Source organism: Streptomyces sp. JN8 (genome assembly GCF_055808075.1).
Map to the genome: position 1 here is coordinate 2599067 of NZ_CM147852.1, position 20528 is coordinate 2619594.

General features: G+C 72.9%; 12 protein-coding genes. 3 read left to right on the forward strand and 9 right to left on the reverse strand.

What is annotated here, in order from left to right; genetic code table 11:
- Positions 1–69 precede the first annotated feature (69 nt).
- The 6 genes from ftsH to nsdA all read right to left on the reverse strand — a co-directional run bounded on the left by ftsH (position 70) and on the right by nsdA (position 10105).
- Entirely contained in the window at positions 70–1992 is a 1923-nt protein-coding gene (gene ftsH / locus ACY0MR_RS11055) for an ATP-dependent zinc metalloprotease FtsH (protein WP_473560537.1), read from the reverse strand.
- A 153-nt stretch (positions 1993–2145) separates the two neighbouring features.
- Entirely contained in the window at positions 2146–3699 is a 1554-nt protein-coding gene (gene ffh, locus ACY0MR_RS11060; protein WP_388793828.1) for a signal recognition particle protein, read from the reverse strand.
- A gap of 227 nt (positions 3700–3926) precedes the next feature.
- Complete coding sequence (locus ACY0MR_RS11065; protein WP_388793826.1) at positions 3927–6392, reverse strand: [protein-PII] uridylyltransferase; 2466 nt, start codon at positions 6390–6392, stop codon at positions 3927–3929.
- Positions 6393–6435: 43 nt separating this feature from the next.
- Positions 6436–6774: a P-II family nitrogen regulator gene (locus ACY0MR_RS11070; protein WP_015036464.1), complete on the reverse strand. Its 339-nt coding sequence runs from the start codon at positions 6772–6774 to the stop codon at positions 6436–6438.
- Entirely contained in the window at positions 6771–8120 is a 1350-nt protein-coding gene (locus ACY0MR_RS11075) for an ammonium transporter (RefSeq protein ID WP_388793823.1), read from the reverse strand. The genes ACY0MR_RS11070 and ACY0MR_RS11075 overlap by 4 nt, the downstream gene beginning before the upstream one ends.
- 509 nt (positions 8121–8629) lie before the next feature.
- Entirely contained in the window at positions 8630–10105 is a 1476-nt protein-coding gene (gene nsdA / locus ACY0MR_RS11080; protein ID WP_361847161.1) for a transcriptional repressor NsdA, read from the reverse strand.
- Between the two features lie 425 nt (positions 10106–10530).
- Between nsdA and ACY0MR_RS11085 the strand changes: the two genes are divergently transcribed.
- Complete coding sequence (locus ACY0MR_RS11085) at positions 10531–11184, forward strand: bifunctional DNA primase/polymerase (RefSeq protein ID WP_404085724.1); 654 nt, start codon at positions 10531–10533, stop codon at positions 11182–11184.
- A 110-nt stretch (positions 11185–11294) separates the two neighbouring features.
- Here the strand turns inward: ACY0MR_RS11085 and ftsY are convergent, their stop codons facing one another.
- Positions 11295–12518, reverse strand: coding sequence for a signal recognition particle-docking protein FtsY (ftsY, locus tag ACY0MR_RS11090; protein WP_361847155.1), 1224 nt, complete (start codon positions 12516–12518; stop codon positions 11295–11297).
- Positions 12519–12604: 86 nt separating this feature from the next.
- Here ftsY and ACY0MR_RS11095 point away from each other — a divergent pair, with 86 nt between their 5' ends.
- Positions 12605–14071 (forward strand): cytosine permease, encoded by a 1467-nt coding sequence (locus ACY0MR_RS11095; protein WP_403317557.1) that lies wholly within the window; start codon positions 12605–12607, stop codon positions 14069–14071.
- A gap of 58 nt (positions 14072–14129) precedes the next feature.
- A complete protein-coding gene (locus tag ACY0MR_RS11100; RefSeq protein WP_404085721.1) occupies positions 14130–15101 on the forward strand; it encodes an LLM class flavin-dependent oxidoreductase in 972 nt (323 codons plus the stop codon).
- Positions 15102–15207: 106 nt separating this feature from the next.
- Here the strand turns inward: ACY0MR_RS11100 and ACY0MR_RS11105 are convergent, their stop codons facing one another.
- Both ACY0MR_RS11105 and smc read right to left on the reverse strand, forming a co-directional pair.
- The gene (locus ACY0MR_RS11105) at positions 15208–16641 is read right to left on the reverse strand and encodes a sugar porter family MFS transporter (RefSeq protein WP_392205729.1); all 1434 of its coding nucleotides are present in this window, start codon (positions 16639–16641) and stop codon (positions 15208–15210) included.
- A gap of 190 nt (positions 16642–16831) precedes the next feature.
- The gene (gene smc, locus ACY0MR_RS11110; RefSeq protein WP_473560542.1) at positions 16832–20419 is read right to left on the reverse strand and encodes a chromosome segregation protein SMC; all 3588 of its coding nucleotides are present in this window, start codon (positions 20417–20419) and stop codon (positions 16832–16834) included.
- Between the last annotated feature and the right edge of the window lie 109 nt (positions 20420–20528).

Consider the following 20528-nt stretch of genomic DNA (forward strand, 5'->3'; position numbering starts at 1 on the left):
ACCCGGGCCGGCGGCGCGGACGCCGCGGCACGCGGACGCCCGCGCGCGGGTGGCGGCCCCGGGGCCGGCTCAGTCCTCGCGGCCCGGGCGGTCGATGCCCGCCGCCCGGTAGGCGGCCGCCTCCTCCAGGGTCTCGTTCTCCAGCAGCGCGGCGGCCAGCGCGTCGAGCCGGTCCCGGTGCTCGCGGAGCTGCCGCACGGCGCTCTCGTAGCACTCGTCCACGATGCGGCGCATCTCCGCGTCGACGGTGTCGAGGGTCGCGGGGGCGGCCGAGAGGCCGTACGCCTGCTGGGCGTCGCCCGGGATGGCGGTGAGGCGGCCGACCCGCTCGCTCATGCCCCAGCGGCCCGCCATGCCGCGGGCGATGTTGGTGACCTGCTCCAGGTCGCTCTCGGCGCCGGTGGTGACGACCCCGAACACCACCTGCTCGGCGGCCATGCCGCCCAGGGCGCCGATGATCCGGCCGCGGAGGTAGTCCTCGGTGTAGGCGTACCTGTCGGAGTCGGGGGTGGACAGGGTGACGCCGAGGGCGCGGCCGCGGGGCACGATGGTGATCTTGCGGACGGGGTCGGCGCCGGGCTGGAGCATGCCGAGGAGGGCGTGGCCGCTCTCGTGGTACGCGGTGCGGCGCCGCTCCTCCGCGGGCATCACGAGCGGGCGTTCGGCGCCGAGCTGGACCTTCTCCAGCGCGTCGGAGAGGTCGGAGCGGGTGACGGCCTTCCGGTCCCGCTTCACGGCGAGCAGGGCGGCCTCGTTGGCGAGGTTGGCGAGTTCGGCGCCGGTCATGCCGGGGGTGGTCCGGGCCACCTGCTCCAGGTCGACGTCCGGGGCCAGCGGGATCTCCCGGGTGTGGATCCGGAGGATGGCCTCGCGGCCGCCGCGGTCGGGCGGGTTGACGTGCACGATCCGGTCGAAGCGGCCGGGCCGGGTGAGGGCGGGGTCGAGGACGTCGGAGCGGTTGGTGGCGGCGAGCACGATGACGCCCTCGGAGCCGCTGAAGCCGTCCATCTCGGTGAGGATCTGGTTGAGGGTCTGCTCGCGCTCGTCGTGGCCGCCCATCCCGGAGCCGCCGCCCCGGGCCCGGCCGATGGTGTCGATCTCGTCGATGAAGATGATCGCGGGGGCGACCTTGCGGGCCTCGGCGAAGAGCTCCCGGACCCGGGAGGCGCCGACGCCCACGATCATCTCGATGAACTCGGACGCGGAGGCGGAGAAGAAGGGCACCCCCGCCTCGCCCGCGACGGCCCGGGCGAGCAGGGTCTTGCCGGTCCCGGGAGGACCGGCGAGCAGCACGCCGCGGGGCATCCTGGCGCCCATGTCCCGGTAGGCCTGCGGGTTCTTGAGGAAGTCGACGACGTCGTTGAGCTCGCCCTCGACCTCGTCGATGCCGGCGACGTCGGCGAAGGTGGTGCGGGTGGCCCCCGGCTCCAGCTCCACGGGCTTGGGCGGGGTCTTGCGGCCGAGCATGCCGCCCGCGCCGCCCATGCCGGAGCTCATCCGGCGGGCGATGAGGATCCACAGCACGACGAGCAGGAGCATCGGCGCGAGCGAGAGGAGGAGGTTGGCCAGGAAGCTGCGCTCCCGGACGACCGGCTCGGCGGTGACGGTGACGTTCTGCTTGGTCAGCTGGGCCCACAGGTCGTCGTCGGCGAAGGCGGGGCGCTGGGTGGTGAACTCGGTGTAGTCCCCGTCGCCGTCGGGGACGGGCTGCTTGTTCTTGAGCTGCCCCTCGATCGCGTCGCCCTTGGAGTAGATCTTGGTGACGTTCCCGGCGGCGACCTGCTTGTCGAACTCGGTGTACGAGATCGTCGGCTCGTCGCCCCGGTTGAAGAACGACAGGACCAGGTTGGCGATCAGGTAGACCACCAGGGCCGTGAGGATGAGTCCTCCCCAGCCGCCGGGCATCTTCCTCTTGGCCGGCGGTGGCGGCGGGGCCCCCTCCGAGCGCCAGGGCTGGTCGGTCCGGTCGCGCGGGGGTACGGGGTTGGCCACGTGGCTCTCCTCGGGGCGGCTGTGGCCCCAGTATCGAAGAGCCCGGGGCCCGCGGCACCGCGGGTGATCCGGAGGGATGAGAAGGGGCCCGCGGCGGTTTCGTCCCGCCACGGGCCCCTCACGCCGTCCCGGGCGCGCGGCCCGGGACGTCCGTCAGCTCATGAACTTCTTGAACTCGTCCGGCAGCTCGAAGTCCTTCGGGGTCTGCCCCGGCGCCGGCAGGCCGAAGGCGCCGCCCTGCTGCGCCTGGTCGCGGCGCTCGGCGGCGGCCTGCTCCTCGGCCTTCCGCTTCATCGGGTTGCCGCTCTTGCGCTTGCCCTTGGCCTGCTTGACCTGCTTCTTCTGCCGGCCGGGGCCGCCGCCCATGCCCGGCATGCCCGGCATGCCGGGGAGGCCGCCACCCTGGGCCATGCGGGACATCATCTTGCGGGCCTCGAAGAACCGCTCGACGAGGCCCTTGACCGCGCTGACCTCGACGCCGGAGCCCTTGGCGATACGGGCGCGGCGCGAGCCGTTGATGATGGTCGGGTCCTGGCGCTCGCCCGGGGTCATCGACTTGATGATGGCGGCCGTCCGGTCGACGTCCTTCTCGTCGATGTTGGCGATCTGCTCCTTCATCTGGCCCATGCCCGGGAGCATGCCGAGCAGCTTCGAGATGGAGCCCATCTTGCGGACCTGCTCCATCTGCGCCAGGAAGTCGTCGAGCGTGAACTCCTGGCCCTTCTTCGACGCGAGCTTCGAGGCCATCTTGGCGGCCTCTTCCTCGTCGAAGGTCTGCTGCGCCTTCTCGATGAGGGAGAGCATGTCGCCCATGCCGAGGATGCGGGACGCCATGCGGTCCGGGTGGAACGCGTCGAACTCGTCCAGCTTCTCGCCGTTGGAGGCGAACATGATCTGCTTGCCCGTGACGTGGGCGATGGAGAGGGCGGCACCACCGCGGGCGTCGCCGTCGAGCTTGGAGAGCACGACGCCGTCGAAGCCGACGCCGTCGCGGAAGGCCTCGGCGGTGTTGACCGCGTCCTGACCGATCATGGCGTCGACGACGAAGAGGACCTCGTCGGGGCTGACGGCGTCGCGGATGTCCGCGGCCTGCTGCATCAGCTCCTGGTCGATGCCGAGGCGGCCGGCGGTGTCGACGATCACGACGTCGTACATCTTGGTCCGGGCGAACTCGATCGAGTCCTTCGCGACCTGGACCGGGTCGCCGACGCCGTTGCCCGGCTGCGGGCCGTAGAAGGCGACGCCCGCGCGCTCGGCGACGACGCCGAGCTGGGTGACGGCGTTGGGTCGCTGGAGGTCGCAGGCGACGAGCAGCGGGGAGTGGCCCTGGCCCTTGAGCCAGAGGCCGAGCTTTCCGGCGAGGGTGGTCTTACCGGCGCCCTGGAGGCCGGCGAGCATGATCACGGTGGGCGCGGTCTTGGCGAACCGCAGGCGCCGGGTCTCGCCGCCGAGGATGCCGATGAGCTCCTCGTTGACGATCTTGATGACCTGCTGGGCCGGGTTCAGGGCCTGCGAGACCTCGATGCCGAGGGCGCGCTCCTTGACCTGCTTGATGAAGGACCGGACGACCGGCAGGGCGACATCCGCTTCGAGCAGCGCGATACGGATCTCGCGGGCGGTGGCGTCGATGTCCGCCTCGGACAGGCGACCTTTGCCCCGGAGGGTCTTGAAGGTATTCGCCAAGCGGTCGGAGAGAGTATCGAACACGGCGCTCGTCGGTCCTTGGGGTCGGGGGCGGAGAATCGCCCTCCAGAGTATCCGGCCCGGCAAAGGAATCGCTCCCGCCCACCGAGAACTGTGGGCGGGAGCAGATCTCCGCGTGGGCGGAGAGCAGGTTGGACACGCTCTCCGAGCGCCTTGCAGCGACCGGATCACCCCCGCTCGGGCGGGGAGCACTCCGTGCTCAACGACGGGCAGGTCGGCGCGTCACGCTGTCACCTCAGCTCCGACTCCAGGGCCCGGGCCAGGTCGATCGCCTCCTCGTCGGGGAGGAGGGAGCCGTCGGGGCGGGTCACGTACAGGGTGTCGACGGCGTTGGCGCCCAGCGTCGACACGTGCGCGCTGCGCACCCGTACCTCCGCGCCCTCCAGGGCCCGGCCGATGCGGTGGAGCAGGCCGGGCGCGTCCTGGGCCCGGACCTCGATGACGGTGGCGAGGCGGGAGTCCGCGGCGGCGACGGTGACGCGGGGCGGCGGGGCGGTGAGGCCGCGCCGGCGGGGGTAGGCGGCCTCGCGCTCGGCGAGCCGGGCGGGGATGTCGAGGGAGCCGTCGAGGGCGCGGACGAGGTCGGCCCGGAGCCGGGCGGCCTCGGGCAGGGAGCCGTACTCGGCGGCGACCCGCCAGTCGAGGACGAGGACGGGCCCCTCCCCCGCCCCGAGACCGCCGGGGAGGTCGACGGCGCGCAGGTCGGCGGCGCGGACGGTGAGCCGGTGCAGGGCGAGGACGCCGGCGACGGCGGGCAGGACGCCGGGCCGGTCGGGCAGGGCGATGACGAGTTCCACGCCGACGGGTTCGGGTTCCTCGGGTTCTCCGGCGACCGGTTCGGTGCGGAGGGCGAGGACGGGTTCGCCGGTGCGCAGGGCCTCGATGGCGAGCCGTTCCTGTTCGGCGCTGGGTGCGGCGGCCTCGGGGTCGGGCGGGGTCTCCCCCGCCAGGACGCCGGCGACCCGCTTGACCAGGTCGGCGACGAGGGAGGCGCGCCAGGCGGACCAGGCGGCGGGTCCGGTGGCGAGGGCGTCGGCCTCGGTGAGGGCGTGCAGGAGCTCCAGGGTGCCGACGGAGCCGACCGCGGTGGCGACGGCGCGGACGGTGGCGGGGTCGTCGAGGTCGCGGCGGGTGGCGGTCTCCACGAGGAGGAGGTGGTGGCGGACGGCGGTGGCGAGGGTGGTGACGTCGGTGCGGTCGAAGCCGATCCGGGTGGCGAGGTCGCGGGCGATGGTCTCGCCGGCGACGGAGTGGTCGCCGGGCCAGCCCTTGCCGATGTCGTGGAGGAGGGCGGCGACGAGGAGGAGGTCGGGGCGGCCGACGCGGCGGGTGAGCGAGGCGGCGCGGACGGCGGTCTCGACGAGGTGGCGGTCGACGGTCCAGGTGTGGACGGGGTTGCGCTGGGGGCGGCAGCGGACGCGCTCCCAGTCGGGGAGGAGGCGGGTGACGATGCCCTCGGCTTCGAGGGCCTCCCAGACGGGGACCGTGGCCTCGCCCGCGCCGAGCAGGGTGACCAGTTCCTCGCGTGCCTCGGCGGGCCAGGGCACGGGCAGCGGGGGCGCGGTGGCGGCCAGGCGGCGGACCGCGTGCAGGGAGAGCGGCAGGGCGGACTGGGCGGCCGCCGCGGCGGCCCGCAGGGGCAGGACGGGGTCGCGTTCGGGCCGGGCGGAGAGGGCGAGGACGACCTCGCCGTCCATCTCGACGACGCCCTCGGCGAGCGGGGTGCGCTCGACGGGCGGTTTCCCGGCGCCGCGGCCGGTACCGCCCCGGCCGCCGAGGAGGGCGCGGAGCCGGGGCCGGGCGGAGCGGGCCTTGAGGACCCGGTTGACCTCGCGCCAGGTGACGTCGGTGGCGTACGAGATCGTCCGGGCGGCCTCGTAGACCTCGCGGAGCAGGGTGTCGGCGTCGAGGAGGCCGAGTTCGGCGGCGACGGCGTCCTGCTCCTGGAGGGCGAGCCGGTCGGTGGCGCGGCCGGTGGTGAGGTGGAGGGCGTCGCGGGCGTCGAGGAGGCGGCGGCGGGCGGCGTCGAGGCCCTCGCGGGGTGCGTCGGCGAGCCAGGAGGCGGCGACGGCGCGGAGTGCCTGGACGTCGCGGAGGCCGCCCCGGGCCTCCTTGAGGTCGGGTTCGAGGAGGAACTGCAGCTCGCCCATGCGCTCGGCGCGCTCGCGGCAGAGCGCGTCGAGCTCCGGGAGGCGGGCGGGGGCCTGGTTGCGCCAGTCGGCGAGGACGGTGGTGCGCAGGGCGGCGACGAGTCCGTGGTCGCCGGCGACGGGCCGGGCGTCGAGGAGGCCGAGGTGGACCTTGAGGTCGTCGGCGGCGGTGGCGCGGGCCTCGGCGGCGGTGCGCACGGAGTGGTCGAGGGCGAGCCCGAGGTCCCAGACCGGGTACCAGAGGCGGTCGGCGAGGGCGGCGATCGCGGCCTTGTCGGCGCTCCCGTCGTGGAGCAGGAGGAGGTCGAGGTCGCTGCGCGGGGAGAGCTCGGCCCGGCCGTAGCCGCCGACGGCGACGAGGGCGACCCCGCGGGGTGGGGCGGCGGCCGCGAAGAGCGCGGCCAGCCATTCGTCGGTGAGCCGGGCGAGGGCGGCACGGCGCGGCGGCCCGGACCGCTCCTTCTCGTGGAGGAGGAGCAGCCGGGCCGCCGCGTAACCGCCGGGTCCCGATTCTTCGGTCTCTTCGCTGACTTCGAGGCTCGTCACCCGGCGGCTCCTTCGTGTGCGTACGGTGCGTCCGGACCGCTGCTTACAGGGCGTCCGGGCCGCGTTCGCCGGTGCGGACGCGTACGGCGGTCTCCACCGGCACGCTCCACACCTTGCCGTCTCCGATCTTGCCGGTTCGGGCGGCCTTCACGACGACGTCGATGAGCTGTTCGGCGTCCTCGTCCTCGACGAGGACCTCGATGCGGATCTTGGGGACCAGGTCGACGGTGTACTCGGCGCCCCGGTAGACCTCGGTGTGGCCGCGCTGGCGGCCGTAGCCGCTGGCCTCGGTGACCGTGAGGCCGTGGACGCCGAACGCCTGCAGGGCCTCCTTGATCTCGTCGAGCCGGTGCGGCTTCACGACCGCGGTGATGAGCTTCATGCGTCCACCTTCTTGTTCTCCGTGACGGCCGGGGCGGGGGCGACGGCGGTGGAGCGCGAGGACGCGCCGCCGCCGGCTCCGCTGAAGTCGTACGCGGTCTCGGCGTGCTCGACCTGGTCGATGCCGGAGACCTCGTCGTCCTCGCTGACCCTCATGCCCATCGTCTTGTCGATGATCAGCGCGAGGACCGCGGAGGCGATCAGAGAGTAGGCGAGGACGGCGACGACGCCCACGGCCTGCTTGCCCAGCTGCTCCAGGCCGCCGCCGTAGAAGAGGCCCTTGGCGTCGGACTGGACGCCGCCGGTGGCGAAGAGGCCGACGAGGAGGGAGCCGAGGACACCGCCGACGAGGTGGACGCCGATGACGTCGAGGGAGTCGTCGTAGCCGAACCGGTACTTGAGGCCGACGGCCATGGCGCAGAGGAGGCCGGCGATGGCGCCGACGGCGATCGCGCCGAGCGGGCTGACCGCGCCGCCGGCCGGGGTGATGGCGACGAGGCCGGCGACGGCGCCGGAGGCGGCGCCCAGGGTGGTGAAGGAGCCGTGGCGGATCTTCTCGTAGGCCAGCCAGGCGAGCATGGCGGCGGCGGTGGCGACCTGGGTGTTGACGAACATCACCGCGCCGACGCCGTCGTCGTTGCCGAGCCAGGATCCGGCGTTGAAGCCGAACCAGCCGAACCAGAGGAGACCGGCGCCGAGCATGACCAGCGGGAGGCTGTGCGGGCGCATCGGGTCCTTCTTGAAGCCGACGCGCTTGCCGATGACGAGGATGACGCCGAGGGCCGCGGCGCCGGCGTTGATGTGGACGGCGGTGCCGCCGGCGAAGTCGATGACGCCCATCTCGAAGAGCCAGCCGCCGGAGCCCCAGACCCAGTGGGCGACGGGGAAGTAGACGACGGTGACCCAGAGGGCGATGAAGAGGGCCCAGGCGGTGAACTTGACGCGGTCCGCGAGGGCGCCGCTGATCAGGGCCGGGGTGAGGATCGCGAACATCAGCTGGAAGACGGCGAAGACGTACACCGGGATGGTGTAGCCGTCCCAGAGCTCGGTGACGCCGATGCCGCTGAGGCCGACGTAGTCGGAGGACCAGCCGATGATCGAGCCCGAGTCGGTGCCGAAGGCGAGGCTGAAGCCGTAGAGGACCCAGAGGATCGTGACGATCCCGAGGCTGATGAAGCTCATCATCAGCATGTTGAGGGTGGACTTGACGCGGACCATGCCTCCGTAGAAGAAGGCGAGCGCCGGGGTCATCAGCATGACCAGGGCGGAGCAGATGAGCATGAACCCGGTGTTGGCGGCGGACAGCTCGGGGGCGTCTGCTGCCAGGGTCGTGATGGCTGGTGCCATCGGCGTCTCCTCGTCGTCGAATGCGGCCTGTGCGGGGGCGGGGCCGGCGGGCGGCTGCGGCCGTGAGGGGTGGCCGGTTATGCGCCAGAGATTCGCGCAGGGCCGTTTCCGCCGATGCCGCTCGATGTTTCGGAGCGGTGACGAAGGGGTGGGGCGTGTTACGCGACCGTGAACGGCTCCGTGGCGGCGGGGCGGCGCCCGTACCCTCCGCACGGGATGGCGGGCCCGGGCACGGGGTGGCGCATGGCCCGGGCACGGGGTGGCGCATGGCCCGGGCACGGGGGCGGCGCGGGGTCCGGAGACGCGGGGCCCGGGGGGCCGGGGGGCACGGGACCCGGGGGCCGGGGGCACGGGACCCGGGGGGGTCGGGGACGCGAAACCCGGGGGTCCGGAGACGCGGGACCGGCCGCGCCGGCGTCCGTGTGACCTTGCGGCGGGGGAGCCGAGTCGGGCAGTACGGGACGGCCGGCACGGCCGGAGTGCGGGGCGGCGCCGGGGCGCCGGACGGGTCAGACCGCTTCGGCGGCCTCGGGGAGCAGCTGGGTGAGCCGGTCGGTGAGGTGGACGACCTCGGCGACGTCGCTGAAGTTGCGGGCGGCGTGGTCGACGGTCTTGCGGAGCCGGGTGTTGACCCGCTCGGAACGGATGCTGCGGGCGACTCCGAGGGCCTTCTCGGCGAGGACGACGGACTGCTCGGGCTCGCGCTTGAGGAGGTGGACGGTGGCCATGCCGATGAGGTTCAGGGCGTAGGACCGCTGGTGGTCGGCGTCCTTCTCGAAGAGCTCGACGGCCCGTTCCATGACGGGCTCGGCGAGGGAGGCGTAGGTCGGGGAGCGTCCGGCGACGTAGGCGAGGTCGCGGTAGGAGTGGGAGTTCTCGCCGTTGAGCTCGGCCTCGGAGAAGAAGCCGATCCAGTCGGGCTCGGGCTCGCCGTCGAGGCCGACGTCGGCGAAGGTGTCCTCGGCCATCCGGACGGCCCGCTTGCACTTCGAGGGCTGGCCCATGTTGGCGTAGGCGCGGGCCTCCATCGCATACAGCATGGCCTGGGTGCGGGCGGTGGCGCAGTCCCGACTGCCGTACTGGGCGAGGTGGATGAGTTCGAGGGCGTCGTCGGGCCGGCCCAGGTGGATCATCTGGCGGCTCATCGAGGACAGGATGTACGAGCCGAGGGGCTTGTCGCCGGCTTCCTTGGCCGCGTGCAGGGCGAGCACGAAGTACTTCTGGGCGGTGGGCTGGAGGCCCACGTCGTAGCTCATCCAGCCGGCGAGTTCGGCGAGTTCGGCGGCGCAGGTGAAGAGGCGCTTGGCGGTGGCGGCCGGCTGCGGCTCCTGGAGGAGGTCGGTGACCTCGTGGAGCTGTCCGACGACGGCCTTGCGGCGCAGTCCCCCGCCGCACTGGGCGTCCCACTTGCGGAACATGGCCGTGGTGGATTCGAGGAGGTCGAGTTCGATCTCGGAGAGCCGGTTGGGGCGGCGGGCGTCGGAGAGCGCGTCGGGGCGTTCGAGGTCGCCCGCGGGGGTGGGGACGAGCCAGCGCTGCATCGGCTCGATGAGGGCGGGGCCGGCGGCGAGCGACAGGGAGGAGCCGAGGAAGCCGCGGCGGGCGAGCATGAGGTCGCTGCGGGAGAACTCGCCGAGCAGGGCGACCGTCTGCGGTCCGGCCCAGGGCAGGTCGACGCCGGAGACGGACGGCGACTGGTGGGCGGTGCGCAGGCCGAGGTCCTCGACGGCGACGACGGAGCCGAAACGCTCGGAGAACAGCTCCGACAGGATCCGCGGGATGGGCTCGCGCGGCTGCTCGCCGTCGAGCCAGCGGCGGACCCGCGAGGTGTCGGTGGAGATGTGGTGCGCGCCCATCTGGCGTGCCCGGCGGTTGACCTGGCGCGCGAGTTCGCCCTTCGACCAGCCGCTGCGCACGAACCACGAGCCCAGCTGCTCGTTCGGGCGCTTCCCGGCAGTCGTACCCTCTGCGCCGTTGCCGCCCACTGGAACGCCCCCATTCACCTGATCGCCTGTCACCTGAACCCCTACCAGAATGCCGCGTCTCGCGGCACCCGTCCGGCGTTCGCACTCCTTCGAACTGGAAACCGGGTTGCCTCCGGCATACCCGCGGGTGCAGACGACCGCGGGGTTCGAGTACCGAAAGTAATCCTACGATCACCCCTCCACGAGGGCGATTCAAGAAACGCCACCATTCGCCACCCCTTCGAATGAACTCGCCGCCCGTGGAACGCGATTCACTTGACATGCGACGAACCCGAGTCGGCGGACGGAAGCGCGGAGAGGCGCGCGCACCGGTCCGCACCACCCCGTACACGACAGTGCGCCACCCCCGGCGACAGACCGTGACGCAGGGTGACGACTATGCTTCGGGTCGTAACCACCGGCGCGCTCGACCCGTTGGAGGGGACATGGGTTTCACGATCGGCGGCATTCGTGAGATGCGGTCCGGCGCTCGTCGCCGCGTTCGCGCCACGGAGTGCACAGCGGTGGCCGAGTACACAGGGCTGTGGGGCTGGGACGTGGTGCCCGGGGCGCGGGCGGTCTCCGGCCAGTGCTCCTGCGGGGATCCGTCGTGTACGGCCCCGGGAGCGCACCCCCTCTCCTTCGCCGAACCGGTCCCGGCCGGCGCCGGACTCGACGACGCGACCAAGGCGTGGTCGGAGTACCCCGGCGCGGCGATGCTCCTCCCGGTGGGGCGGGCCTTCGACGTGATCGAGGTCGCCGAGGCCGCGGGCCGCCGGGCGCTCGTACGGCTCGAACGGATGGGGCTGCCGCTCGGCCCGGTGTGCGCGACGCCGACCGGCCGGGCGCGGTTCTTCGTGGCCCCCGGGGCGGCGGCGGCGCTTCCGCAGCTGCTCTACCGGATGGGCTGGGACGACGCCGATCTGGATCTGCACTGCCTGGGCCCCGGCGCCCACGTCACCGCTCCCCCGTCGGACCTCGGCGGCCTCGGTCCGGTGCGCTGGCTGCGGCCCCCGACGCTGGACACGGCGGGCGCCCCGCCGCAGGCGCGGCTGCTGCTCGGGACCCTGGCGTACATCTGCCACCGCACCCACTTCTGAGCGGGCCGGCGGCACCGGCCGCCGAACCGGGGGCCGCACCGGACCCGTACCGACACGAGGGCCCCCGCCACGAGGTGGCGGGGGCCCTCACGCGTGCGCGCGGCCGGCGGTCAGTCGCCGATCAGGGCGTCCACGAAGGCGCCCGGCTCGAAGGGCGCCAGGTCGTCCGGGCCCTCGCCCAGGCCGATCAGCTTGACCGGGACGCCCAGCTCGCGCTGGACGGCCACGACGATGCCGCCCTTGGCGGTGCCGTCGAGCTTGGTGAGCACGATGCCGGTGATGTCGACGACCTCGGCGAAGACGCGGGCCTGGATCAGACCGTTCTGGCCGGTGGTGGCGTCCAGGACGAGCAGGACCTCGTCGAGCGGGCCGTGCTTCTCGACGACGCGCTTGACCTTGCCGAGCTCGTCCATGAGGCCGGTCTTGGTGTGGAGCCGGCCGGCGGTGTCGATGAGGACGACGTCGGCGCCCTCGGCGATGCCCTCCTTGACCGCGTCGAAGGCGATCGACGCCGGGTCGCCGCCCTCCGGGCCCCGGACGGTGCGGGCGCCCACGCGCTCGCCCCAGGTCTGGAGCTGGTCCGCGGCGGCGGCGCGGAAGGTGTCGGCCGCGCCGAGGACGACGGACTTGCCGTCGGCGACGAGGACACGGGCCAGCTTGCCGGTGGTCGTGGTCTTCCCGGTGCCGTTGACGCCGACGACCATGACGACGCCGGGCACGTCCGAGGGGCTCTCGGTGTGCACGGTCCGGTCGAGGTCGGGGCCGAGCAGGAGCACGAGCTCCTCGCGGAGCAGGGTGCGCAGTTCCTCCGGGGTGCGGGTGCCGAGCACCCGGACCCGCTCGCGGAGCCGCTCGACGAGCTCCTGGGTGGGGGCGACGCCGACGTCGGCCGTGAGAAGGGTCTCCTCGATCTCCTCCCAGGTGTCCTCGTCGAGGTGCTCGCGCGACAGGAGCGTGAGCAGCCCCTTGCCGAGCGAGGTCTGCGAGCGGGCGAGCCGGGCCCGCAGCCGCACGAGACGGCCCGCGGTGGGCTCGGGGACCTCGATCTCGGGGGCCTCGGGCGGGGCGACGACGGGGTCCTCGACGGCGGTGGGCGTCTCGACGGCCTCCTCGGCCGGGAGCCGGACCTCCTCGACCGTGCGGCGTGGTTCCTCCCGCGGTGTCTCCGCCTCCTCGCCGACGTGCGGCTCGGCGGGCGGAGCGGTGACGGTCGGCGTGGTGGACGGCGGCTCGGCCGGCGGCAGCTGCTTCTTCTTGCGACCGCTGATCACGAGCCCGCTCGTCACGGCGACCGCGACGACCAGAGCGATGACTACAGCAAGGATGAGTTCCATAACCCGACCAGTATCGGCCACGAAGGGACCGGAGAAAGAGCACGTACGCTGGGTGGGTTCCCCCCACATCTGTACGGAGTACCCCCATGCCCCACGACGCCTCCGAAGCCGCAGGCGCGACGCACGACGGCGCTTTGGAGACCCGCGGTCTCGAACCCGTCCCCGACGACGAGCGGACCGGGCGGGTCCGCGAGCTCTTCCCGACCTGGGTCGCGGCCAACATCAGTGTGCTGCTGCTCACGATGGGCGCCGGCCTGATCGTCTTCAACGGCCTCAACTTCTGGCAGGTCCTGGCCGTGGCGGTCGCCGCGCCGGTCCTCTCGTACGGGATCGTCGGGCTGATCTCGATCGCCGGCAAGCGGGGCGGCGCCCCCGGGATGGCGCTGTCCCGGGCGGTGTTCGGTCAGCGCGGAAACCTTTTTCCCGGTGCGCTGATCTGGGTGGCCCGGTGGGGCTGGGAGACCATCAACGCGGTCACCGGCGCGTACGCGGTGCTGACCGTGCTCGACCTGCTCTTCGGTGTGAGGTCGAACACCGTCCTCATCGTGGTGACGCTGCTGCTCTTCGTCACCTGCACGTTCCTCGTCTCGGGCCTCGGCATCAACGCGCTCCGGGTGTGCAGCAAGTGGTCCACGTACCTCTTCGGGGCCTTCTCGGTGCTCGTCCTGGTCTACCTGGTGGCGAACACCGACTGGTCGGCGGTCTTCGCCAAGCCGGCCGGCTCCACGGCCATGATGATCGCGGGCATCGGCACGATCGCGGCGGGCGGCATCAGCTGGGTCCCCTCGGGCCCCGACTTCACCCGCTACCTGCCCCGCACGGCCTCGTCGCGGGCGATGGTCGGCTCCACGGTCGGCGGCGCGGGGATCGTGGTGCTGCCGATGGTCCTGATGGGCGCGGTCATGGCGGTGTCGACCCCGGACCTGGCCTCCGCGCAGGACCCGGTCTCCTTCATCGGCGAGCTGCTGCCGATGTGGATCTCGGTGCCGTACCTGGTGATCGCCCTGATCGGGATGCTCCTGATCAACTCGATGTCGATGTACTCGGCCGGGTTCACCGCCCAGACGCTGGGCATCAAGGTCTCGCGCGCGGCGGCGGTCAGCGTCAACGCGGTGATCAGCCTGGTCTTCGGCTTCCTGCTCATGGTGGTGGCGACCAGCTTCATCGGCTCGTTCATCTCCTTCCTGACGCTGCTCGCGGTGGCGTTCTCGGCCTGGATCGGCGTCTTCGGCGTGGACATGCTGCGGCGCCGGTCGTACGACGCGACGGCGCTCATGGACACCACCCGCACCAGCGCGTACTGGTACCGGGGCGGTTTCGCCTGGCAGGCGATGACGGCCTGGGCGGTCGCGCTCCTCGCGGGTCTCCTCTTCACGAAGGTCGACTGGTTCTCCGGCCCGCTCGCCTCCTCCTGGATCGGTGAGAACGGCCTGGGCTGGGCGGCGACGATCGTGGTGGCGGGCCTGCTGTACGCCGTCCTGCCGCGGACGCCGTCCGCCGGGTCCGCGACGCCCGCGGAGCCCGCCGGGACGCGCGAGACCGTTTCCATCTGACGCAACGTCAGATAGCGTCCCCCTTCGCCGGTATCCCACCAGCGGAGGGGGACTTCCCATGCCGTTCACCGTCGTACGGTTCAACCTCGTCGATCCCCGCGCGACCCCCGAGTCCCTCTCCGCCCGCTACCGCGCCGCCGTCGAGATGGCCGCGTACGCCGACGCCCACGGGGTCGACACCGTGCAGACCGAGGAGCACCACGGCGTCGCGAACAACTGGCTGCCCTCCCCCTTCGCCTTCGCGGGAGCGGTCTTCGGCGCCACCCGGCGGATCGCCGTGACGGTCTCCGCGATCATCGGCCCGCTGCACGACCCGCTGCGGCTCGCCGAGGACATCGCCGTCCTCGACCTGCTGAGCGGCGGGCGCCTGGTGACGGTGGCGGGCATCGGCTACCGCCCGGAGGAGTACGAGGAGCGGGGCGTCGACTGGGGGCGGCGCGGGAAGCTGCAGGACCTGCTCCTGGAGACGCTGCTCACGGCCTGGACCGGGGAGCCGTTCACCTACGGGGGCCGTACGGTACGGGTCACCCCGCGGCCCTTCACCCAGCCGCATCCACTGCTGCTGGTCGGGGGGTCCTCCCGGGCGGCGGCCCGGCGGGCGGCCCGGCTCGGACTGCCGTTCTTCCCCAGCGCGCACCTGCCGGAGCTGGAGGCGTACTACCGGGAGCGGTGCGCGGAGTACGGCACGGAGGGCTGGACGATGATGCCGGCCGAGGTGACGCCGCTGCTGCACCTGTCGGAGGACCCGGACCGGACCTGGGCCGTCCACGGGGAGCACTTCCTGCACGAGGCCCGGACGTACGCCTCCTGGCAGTCGAAGGACATCCGCTCGGCGGTGCGGTCGACGGCGACGACGGTGGCGGAGCTGCGCGCCGAGGGGGTCTACCGGGTCGTGACCCCGGAGGAGTGCCTGGCGCTCGATCCGGAGAGCCTCGTGCTGCATCCGCTGTGCGGCGGGATGCCGCTGGAGGAGGGGTGGCGGAGCGTCCGGCTGTTCTGCGACGCCGTGGTGCCGCGGCTCGCGGGATGACGGCTCGGACGGTGCGGCGCCCCCGGGGACGCACGTACTGCCCCGGTCCCGGGCGTGGGGCCGGGGACCGGGGCAGTTCCGTGGGTGAGGAGAGGGGCAGCGGGGATTAGCCCATCTCCTCCAACGCCTTGCCCTTGGTCTCCTTGACGTACCGGAGCACGAAGGGGATCGAGAGCACGGCGAAGACCGTGTAGATGACGTAGGTGCCGGACAGGTTCCAGTCCGCGAGGGACGGGAAGCTGGCCGTGATGGCCCAGTTGGCGATCCACTGGGCGGAGGCGGCGACGCCGAGGGCGGCGGCGCGGATCCGGTTGGGGAACATCTCGCCGAGGAAGACCCAGACCACCACGCCCCACGAGAGGGCGAAGAAGAGCACGAAGACGTGTGCGGCGACGAGCGCCACGACGCCCTGCGTCTCGGGCAGCTTGCCGTCGACGAGGTCGGCCGAGAAGGCCCAGGCCTCGAAGGCGAGGGCGATCGCCATGCCGATGGAGCCGACGAGGGCGAGCGGCTTGCGGCCGACCCGGTCGACGAGGACCATCGCGATCACGGTGCCGATGATGTTGATGATCGACGTGGTGAACGAGTAGAAGAACGAGCTCGACGGGTCGATGCCGACGGACTGCCAGAGCGTCGCCGAGTAGTAGAACGCGACGTTGATGCCGACGAGCTGCTGGAAGACCGAGAGTCCGATGCCGACCCAGACGATGGGCAGGAGCCGGAAGCGGGAGCCGGCGGCGAGCAGGTCCTTGAAGGTGGACTTGTGCTCGCTGCGCATGGCCCGGTCGATCTCGGCGACGCGCGCGTCGAGGTCGACGCCCTTGCCCTCGACCTCGGCGAGGACCTCCTTGGCCCGCTCGTTGCGCCCGACCGAGATGAGGAAGCGGGGGGACTCGGGGATGGCGAAGGAGAGCATGCCGTAGAGGACGGCGGGCACGACCATGACGCCGAGCATCCACTGCCAGGCCTCCAGGCCGCCGATCTCGCCGCGCTGGTCGCCGTCGGCGAGCTGGAGGATGCCGTAGTTCACCAGCTGGGAGACGGCGATGCCGATGACGATGGCGGCCTGCTGGAAGGAGCCGAGGCGGCCGCGGTAGGCGGCGGGGGCGACCTCGGCGATGTACGCCGGGCCGATGACGGAGGCCATGCCGATGGCGAAGCCGCCGATGATCCGCCAGAGGGCGAGGTCCCAGAGGGCGAAGGGCAGCGCGGATCCGACGGCGCTGACGGCGAAGAGCACCGCGGAGATCTGCATGCAGCGGATGCGGCCGATGCGGTCGGCGATCCGGCCGGCCGTGGCGGCGCCGATCGCACAGCCGATCAGGGCGATGGCGATGACCTGGGCGAGGGTGCCGGAGCCGATGTCGTAGCGGTCGCGGATCGCCTCGACGGCGCCGTTGATGACGGAGCTGTCGTAGCCGAAGAGGAATCCGCCCATCGCCGCGGAGGCGGTGATGAAGATGACGTGGCCGAGGTGGTCCGGATGTGCGGTGCGGCCGCCGGAAGGCGGCGGCGTGGGCGCCTGCGCGGTATTGGACACATGGACTCCTCGATGGGGGGAAACCCTTCCAGTGGCGCACAACTTCACGCCGCCCACCACGTGAAGGTTAAAGCAACGTTGCAGAGACTATGCCTTCAAGTTTCTAAGTCAATAGCCGATGTCATGTGACTTAATAAGCACTGCGAGGTGGCTTGAGTTCAAGACTTGAATCAATGAGTCCTGCCCGGACTCAGCGCAGTCGCTGACTGATCACCTTCGAGACGCCGTCCCCCTGCATGGACACCCCGTACAGCGCGTCCGCGACCTCCATGGTCCGCTTCTGGTGGGTGATCACGATCAGCTGCGAGGACTCCTGGAGTTCCCGCATGATCCGGATCAGCCGCTGGAGGTTGGTGTCGTCGAGCGCCGCCTCGACCTCGTCCATCACGTAGAACGGGCTGGGCCGGGCCTTGAAGATCGAGACCAGCAGCGCGACGGCGGTCAGCGAGCGCTCGCCGCCGGAGAGCAGCGAGAGCCGCTTCACCTTCTTGCCGGGCGGTCGGGCCTCCACCTCGACGCCGGTGGTGAGCATGTTGTCGGGGTCGGTGAGGACGAGCCGCCCCTCCCCTCCCGGGAAGAGCCGCGAGAAGACGCCCTCGAACTCCCGGGCCGTGTCCCGGTACGCCTCGGTGAAGACCTGCTCGACCCGCAGGTCGACCTCCTTCACGACCTGAAGCAGGTCGGCCCGGGTCTTCCTCAGGTCCTCCAGCTGCTCGGAGAGGAAGCGGTGCCGCTCCTCCAGGGCGGCGAACTCCTCGAGGGCCAGCGGGTTGACCTTGCCGAGCTGGTGGTACGCCCGTTCGGCCGCCTTGAGGCGCTTCTCCTGCTCCGAACGGATGAAGGGGCGCCCCGCGTCGTCCGCCGACGCGCCCTCCCCGGCCTCCGCGGTGTCGGCGCCCTCCGGGCCCTCGACTGCCGGCGACGGGGGCACCGGCTGGTCCGGTCCGTACTCGGCGACCAGCGCGGTCGCCTCCACCCCGAACTCCTCCAGGGCCCTGGACTCCAGCTGCTCGATCCGCAGCCGCTTCTCGGCGCCGAGGACCTCGCCCCGGTGCACGGAGTCGGTCAGCTTGTCGAGTTCGGCCTTGAGGTCGCGGCCCCGGGCCCTGGCGGCCGTCAGGCCCTCCTCGCGGTCGGCCCGCGCCGCCTGCGCCACCACCCGCTCCCGCTCGGCGCGGCCGAGGGACACCTCGACATGGGCCAGCAGGCTCCGGGCTCCGGCGGCGACGGCTCCGGCGACCCGCTCCTCGTGGCGCAGCCGGGCCCGGCGCTGCTCGGCACGCGCGCGTGCCTCCCGTTCGGCGCGGGCTGCCCGGTCGAGCGAGTCGGCCCGGCCGGCGAGCCCCTTGACCCGCTCCTCGTGGGTGCGGACCTGGAGGCGGGCCTCCATCTCGGTCTGCCGCGCGTTCGACCCGTCGATCGCCAGCCGGTCGCGGACGGCGGTGTCGGGCTCCTCGTCGCCGTCCTCCCCGAAGGCGGCGGCCTCCTGGGCCACGAGCAGCCGCTCGGCGAGTTCCTCCGCCTCACCGGTCGCCTTCTCCAGTGCCTCCTGGGCGCGGGCGGCGGCGGCCGCGGTCCGCTCGGCCTCGCCGGCCGCTCCCCTGGCCTGGCCCGCGAGCCGGCCGAGCTGCTGCGCGACCGCGGACTTCTCGCGCTCGGCGGTACGGCGCCGGGTGTCGAGCTCCTCGACGAGGGCGGCGGCGGCACGGCGCCGCTCCTCGGCCTCGCCGCGGGCGGCCGCCGTCTCCTCGCAGCGCACGGCCAGTTCGCCGAGTTCGGCGGCGGCCTCGGCGACCGAGGCCTGCACTTCGAGGAGGCTGGGCGCGCCCGCGGAGCCGCCCTGGGCGAAGTGCGCCCCGAGCAGGTCGCCCTCCAGGGTGACGGCGGTCGCCGCGGGCCGGGACCTGACCAGCTCGGCGGCCTGGTCGAGGTCGTCGACGACGACGATCCCCGCGAGCAACCGGCGTACGGCTCCCATGAGTTCGTCCGGTCCCCGGACGAGGTCGGCGGCGCACGGGTGGCCTCCGGGGGCGTCCCCGGCCTCTCCCCGGCGCTCGGGTTCGGGGGCTCCGGTCAGCAGCAGGGACGCACGGCCCGCGTCCTGCTTGCGCAGCAGGCGCAGGGCCTCGGCGGCGGCGGAGGGGCCGGTGGCGGCGACCGCGTCGGCCGCCGCTCCGAGGGCGGCGGCGACGGGTACCTCGTATCCGGGGGTGACGGTGAGCAGTTCGGCCGCGGGGCCGAGGAGTCCGCTGAGTCCGGCGGTCAGCAGGGTGCCGGTGCCGTCCTTGCGGCGCAGTCCGAGGGCGAGGGTGTCGTGCCGGGCCTGGGTCGCGGCGCGGCCGCGTTCGGCGGTGGCGGCGGCCTCGCGGGCGGCGCCGAGCGCGGTCTCCGCCTCGGCGAGGGCGCGGCGGGCGGCCTCGTGGCGCTCGCCGTGCTCGGTGCCCTCGGCGTCGAGGCCGTCGACCTCGGCCTTGAGCTGCTCGTACTCCTCCTGGGCGGCGGCCGCCCGCTCCCCCGCCTCGTCGCGGGCGGCGGCGAGGCGGTCGATCTCGGCCTGGGCGGAGGCGGCGCGCGAGCGCGCGGCGTTGACCTGGCCGTGGAGGCGGGCGAGGCCCTCGCGCCGGTCGGCGAGGGCGCGGGCCAGGTCCTTGAGGCGGCGTTCCTCGGAGGCCAGCGCCTGTTCGAGCTCGGCGCGGTGGGTGACGGTGTCCTCCAGGGCGCGCTCGGCCGCCTCCAGGGAGGCCTCCAGCTCGGCCTCCTGCTCGCGGACGCGGGCGGCCTCGCGCTCCAGATCCTCCGGGTCGCGGCCGCGGCGCTCCTCGACGGGTGCGACGGTGGCGCTCTTCACGCGCGCGTCGGCCAGGGAGACGGTGCCGCGGACGCGCTCGGCGAGCTGGGAGAGGGCGTACCAGTTCTGCTGGGCGCGTTCGAGGCGGGGGACGAGCGCGCGTGCCTCGGCGTCCAGGGCGGCCTCGCGGGCGAGCGCGGCCCGCAGTTCGCCCTCGGTCGCCTCCTTGCGGGCGAGCAGGGCCGCCTCGTCGGCGACCTCGGCGGTGAGGGCCTGCTGGAGCCGGACGAGGTCGTCGGCGAGGAGACGGAGCCGGGCGTCGCGCAGGTCGGCCTGGATGACGACGGCGCGGCGGGCGACGGCGGCCTGCCGGCCGAGAGGTTTGAGCTGGCGGCGCAGTTCGTCGGTGAGGTCCTGCACGCGCGCGAGGTTGGCCTGCATCGCGTCGAGCTTCCGCAGCGCCTTCTCCTTGCGCTTGCGGTGCTTGAGGACGCCCGCGGCCTCCTCGATGAAGGCGCGGCGGCCCATCGGGTCGGCGTGCAGCACCGAGTCGAGCTGGCCCTGGCCGACGATGACGTGCATCTCGCGTCCGATGCCGGAGTCGGAGAGCAGGTCCTGGAAGTCGAGTAGCCGGCAGGTGTCGCCGTTGATCTGGTACTCGCTGCTGCCGCCGCGGAACATGATGCGGGTGAGCGTGACCTCGGCGTAGTCGATGGGCAGCGCGCCGTCGGAGTTGTCGATGGTGAGGGACACCTCGGCACGGCCGAGCGGCGGGCGCCCGGTCGTGCCGGCGAAGATGACGTCCTCCATCTTGCCGCCGCGCAGCGACTTGGCGCCCTGCTCGCCCATGACCCAGGACAGGGCGTCCACGACGTTGGACTTGCCCGATCCGTTGGGGCCCACGACGCAGGTGATTCCCGGTTCGAACCGCAGCGTGGTGGCCGAGGCGAACGACTTGAATCCGCGGAGGGTCAGGGCCTTGAGGTGCACGCCCGGACTCTACCGGGGCGCGCGCGTTTCACCCGCGAAGGTGCAGGGCAGATCCTCGGGTGAGAAGGGGGGTACGGGAGGGGAACGGCGGGTGAAAGAAGGAAGGGAC

Bases quoted from the DNA above. Each gene is read 5' to 3' on its own strand.
- ACY0MR_RS11070 (WP_015036464.1), bottom strand. From the start codon at position 6,774: ATGAAGCTCATCACCGCGGTCGTGAAGCCGCACCGGCTCGACGAGATC.
- ACY0MR_RS11075 (WP_388793823.1), bottom strand. From the start codon at position 8,120: ATGGCACCAGCCATCACGACCCTGGCAGCAGACGCCCCCGAGCTGTCC.
- ACY0MR_RS11085 (WP_404085724.1), top strand. From the start codon at position 10,531: ATGGGTTTCACGATCGGCGGCATTCGTGAGATGCGGTCCGGCGCTCGT.
- ftsY (WP_361847155.1), bottom strand. From the start codon at position 12,518: ATGGAACTCATCCTTGCTGTAGTCATCGCTCTGGTCGTCGCGGTCGCC.
- ACY0MR_RS11095 (WP_403317557.1), top strand. From the start codon at position 12,605: ATGCCCCACGACGCCTCCGAAGCCGCAGGCGCGACGCACGACGGCGCT.
- ACY0MR_RS11100 (WP_404085721.1), top strand. From the start codon at position 14,130: ATGCCGTTCACCGTCGTACGGTTCAACCTCGTCGATCCCCGCGCGACC.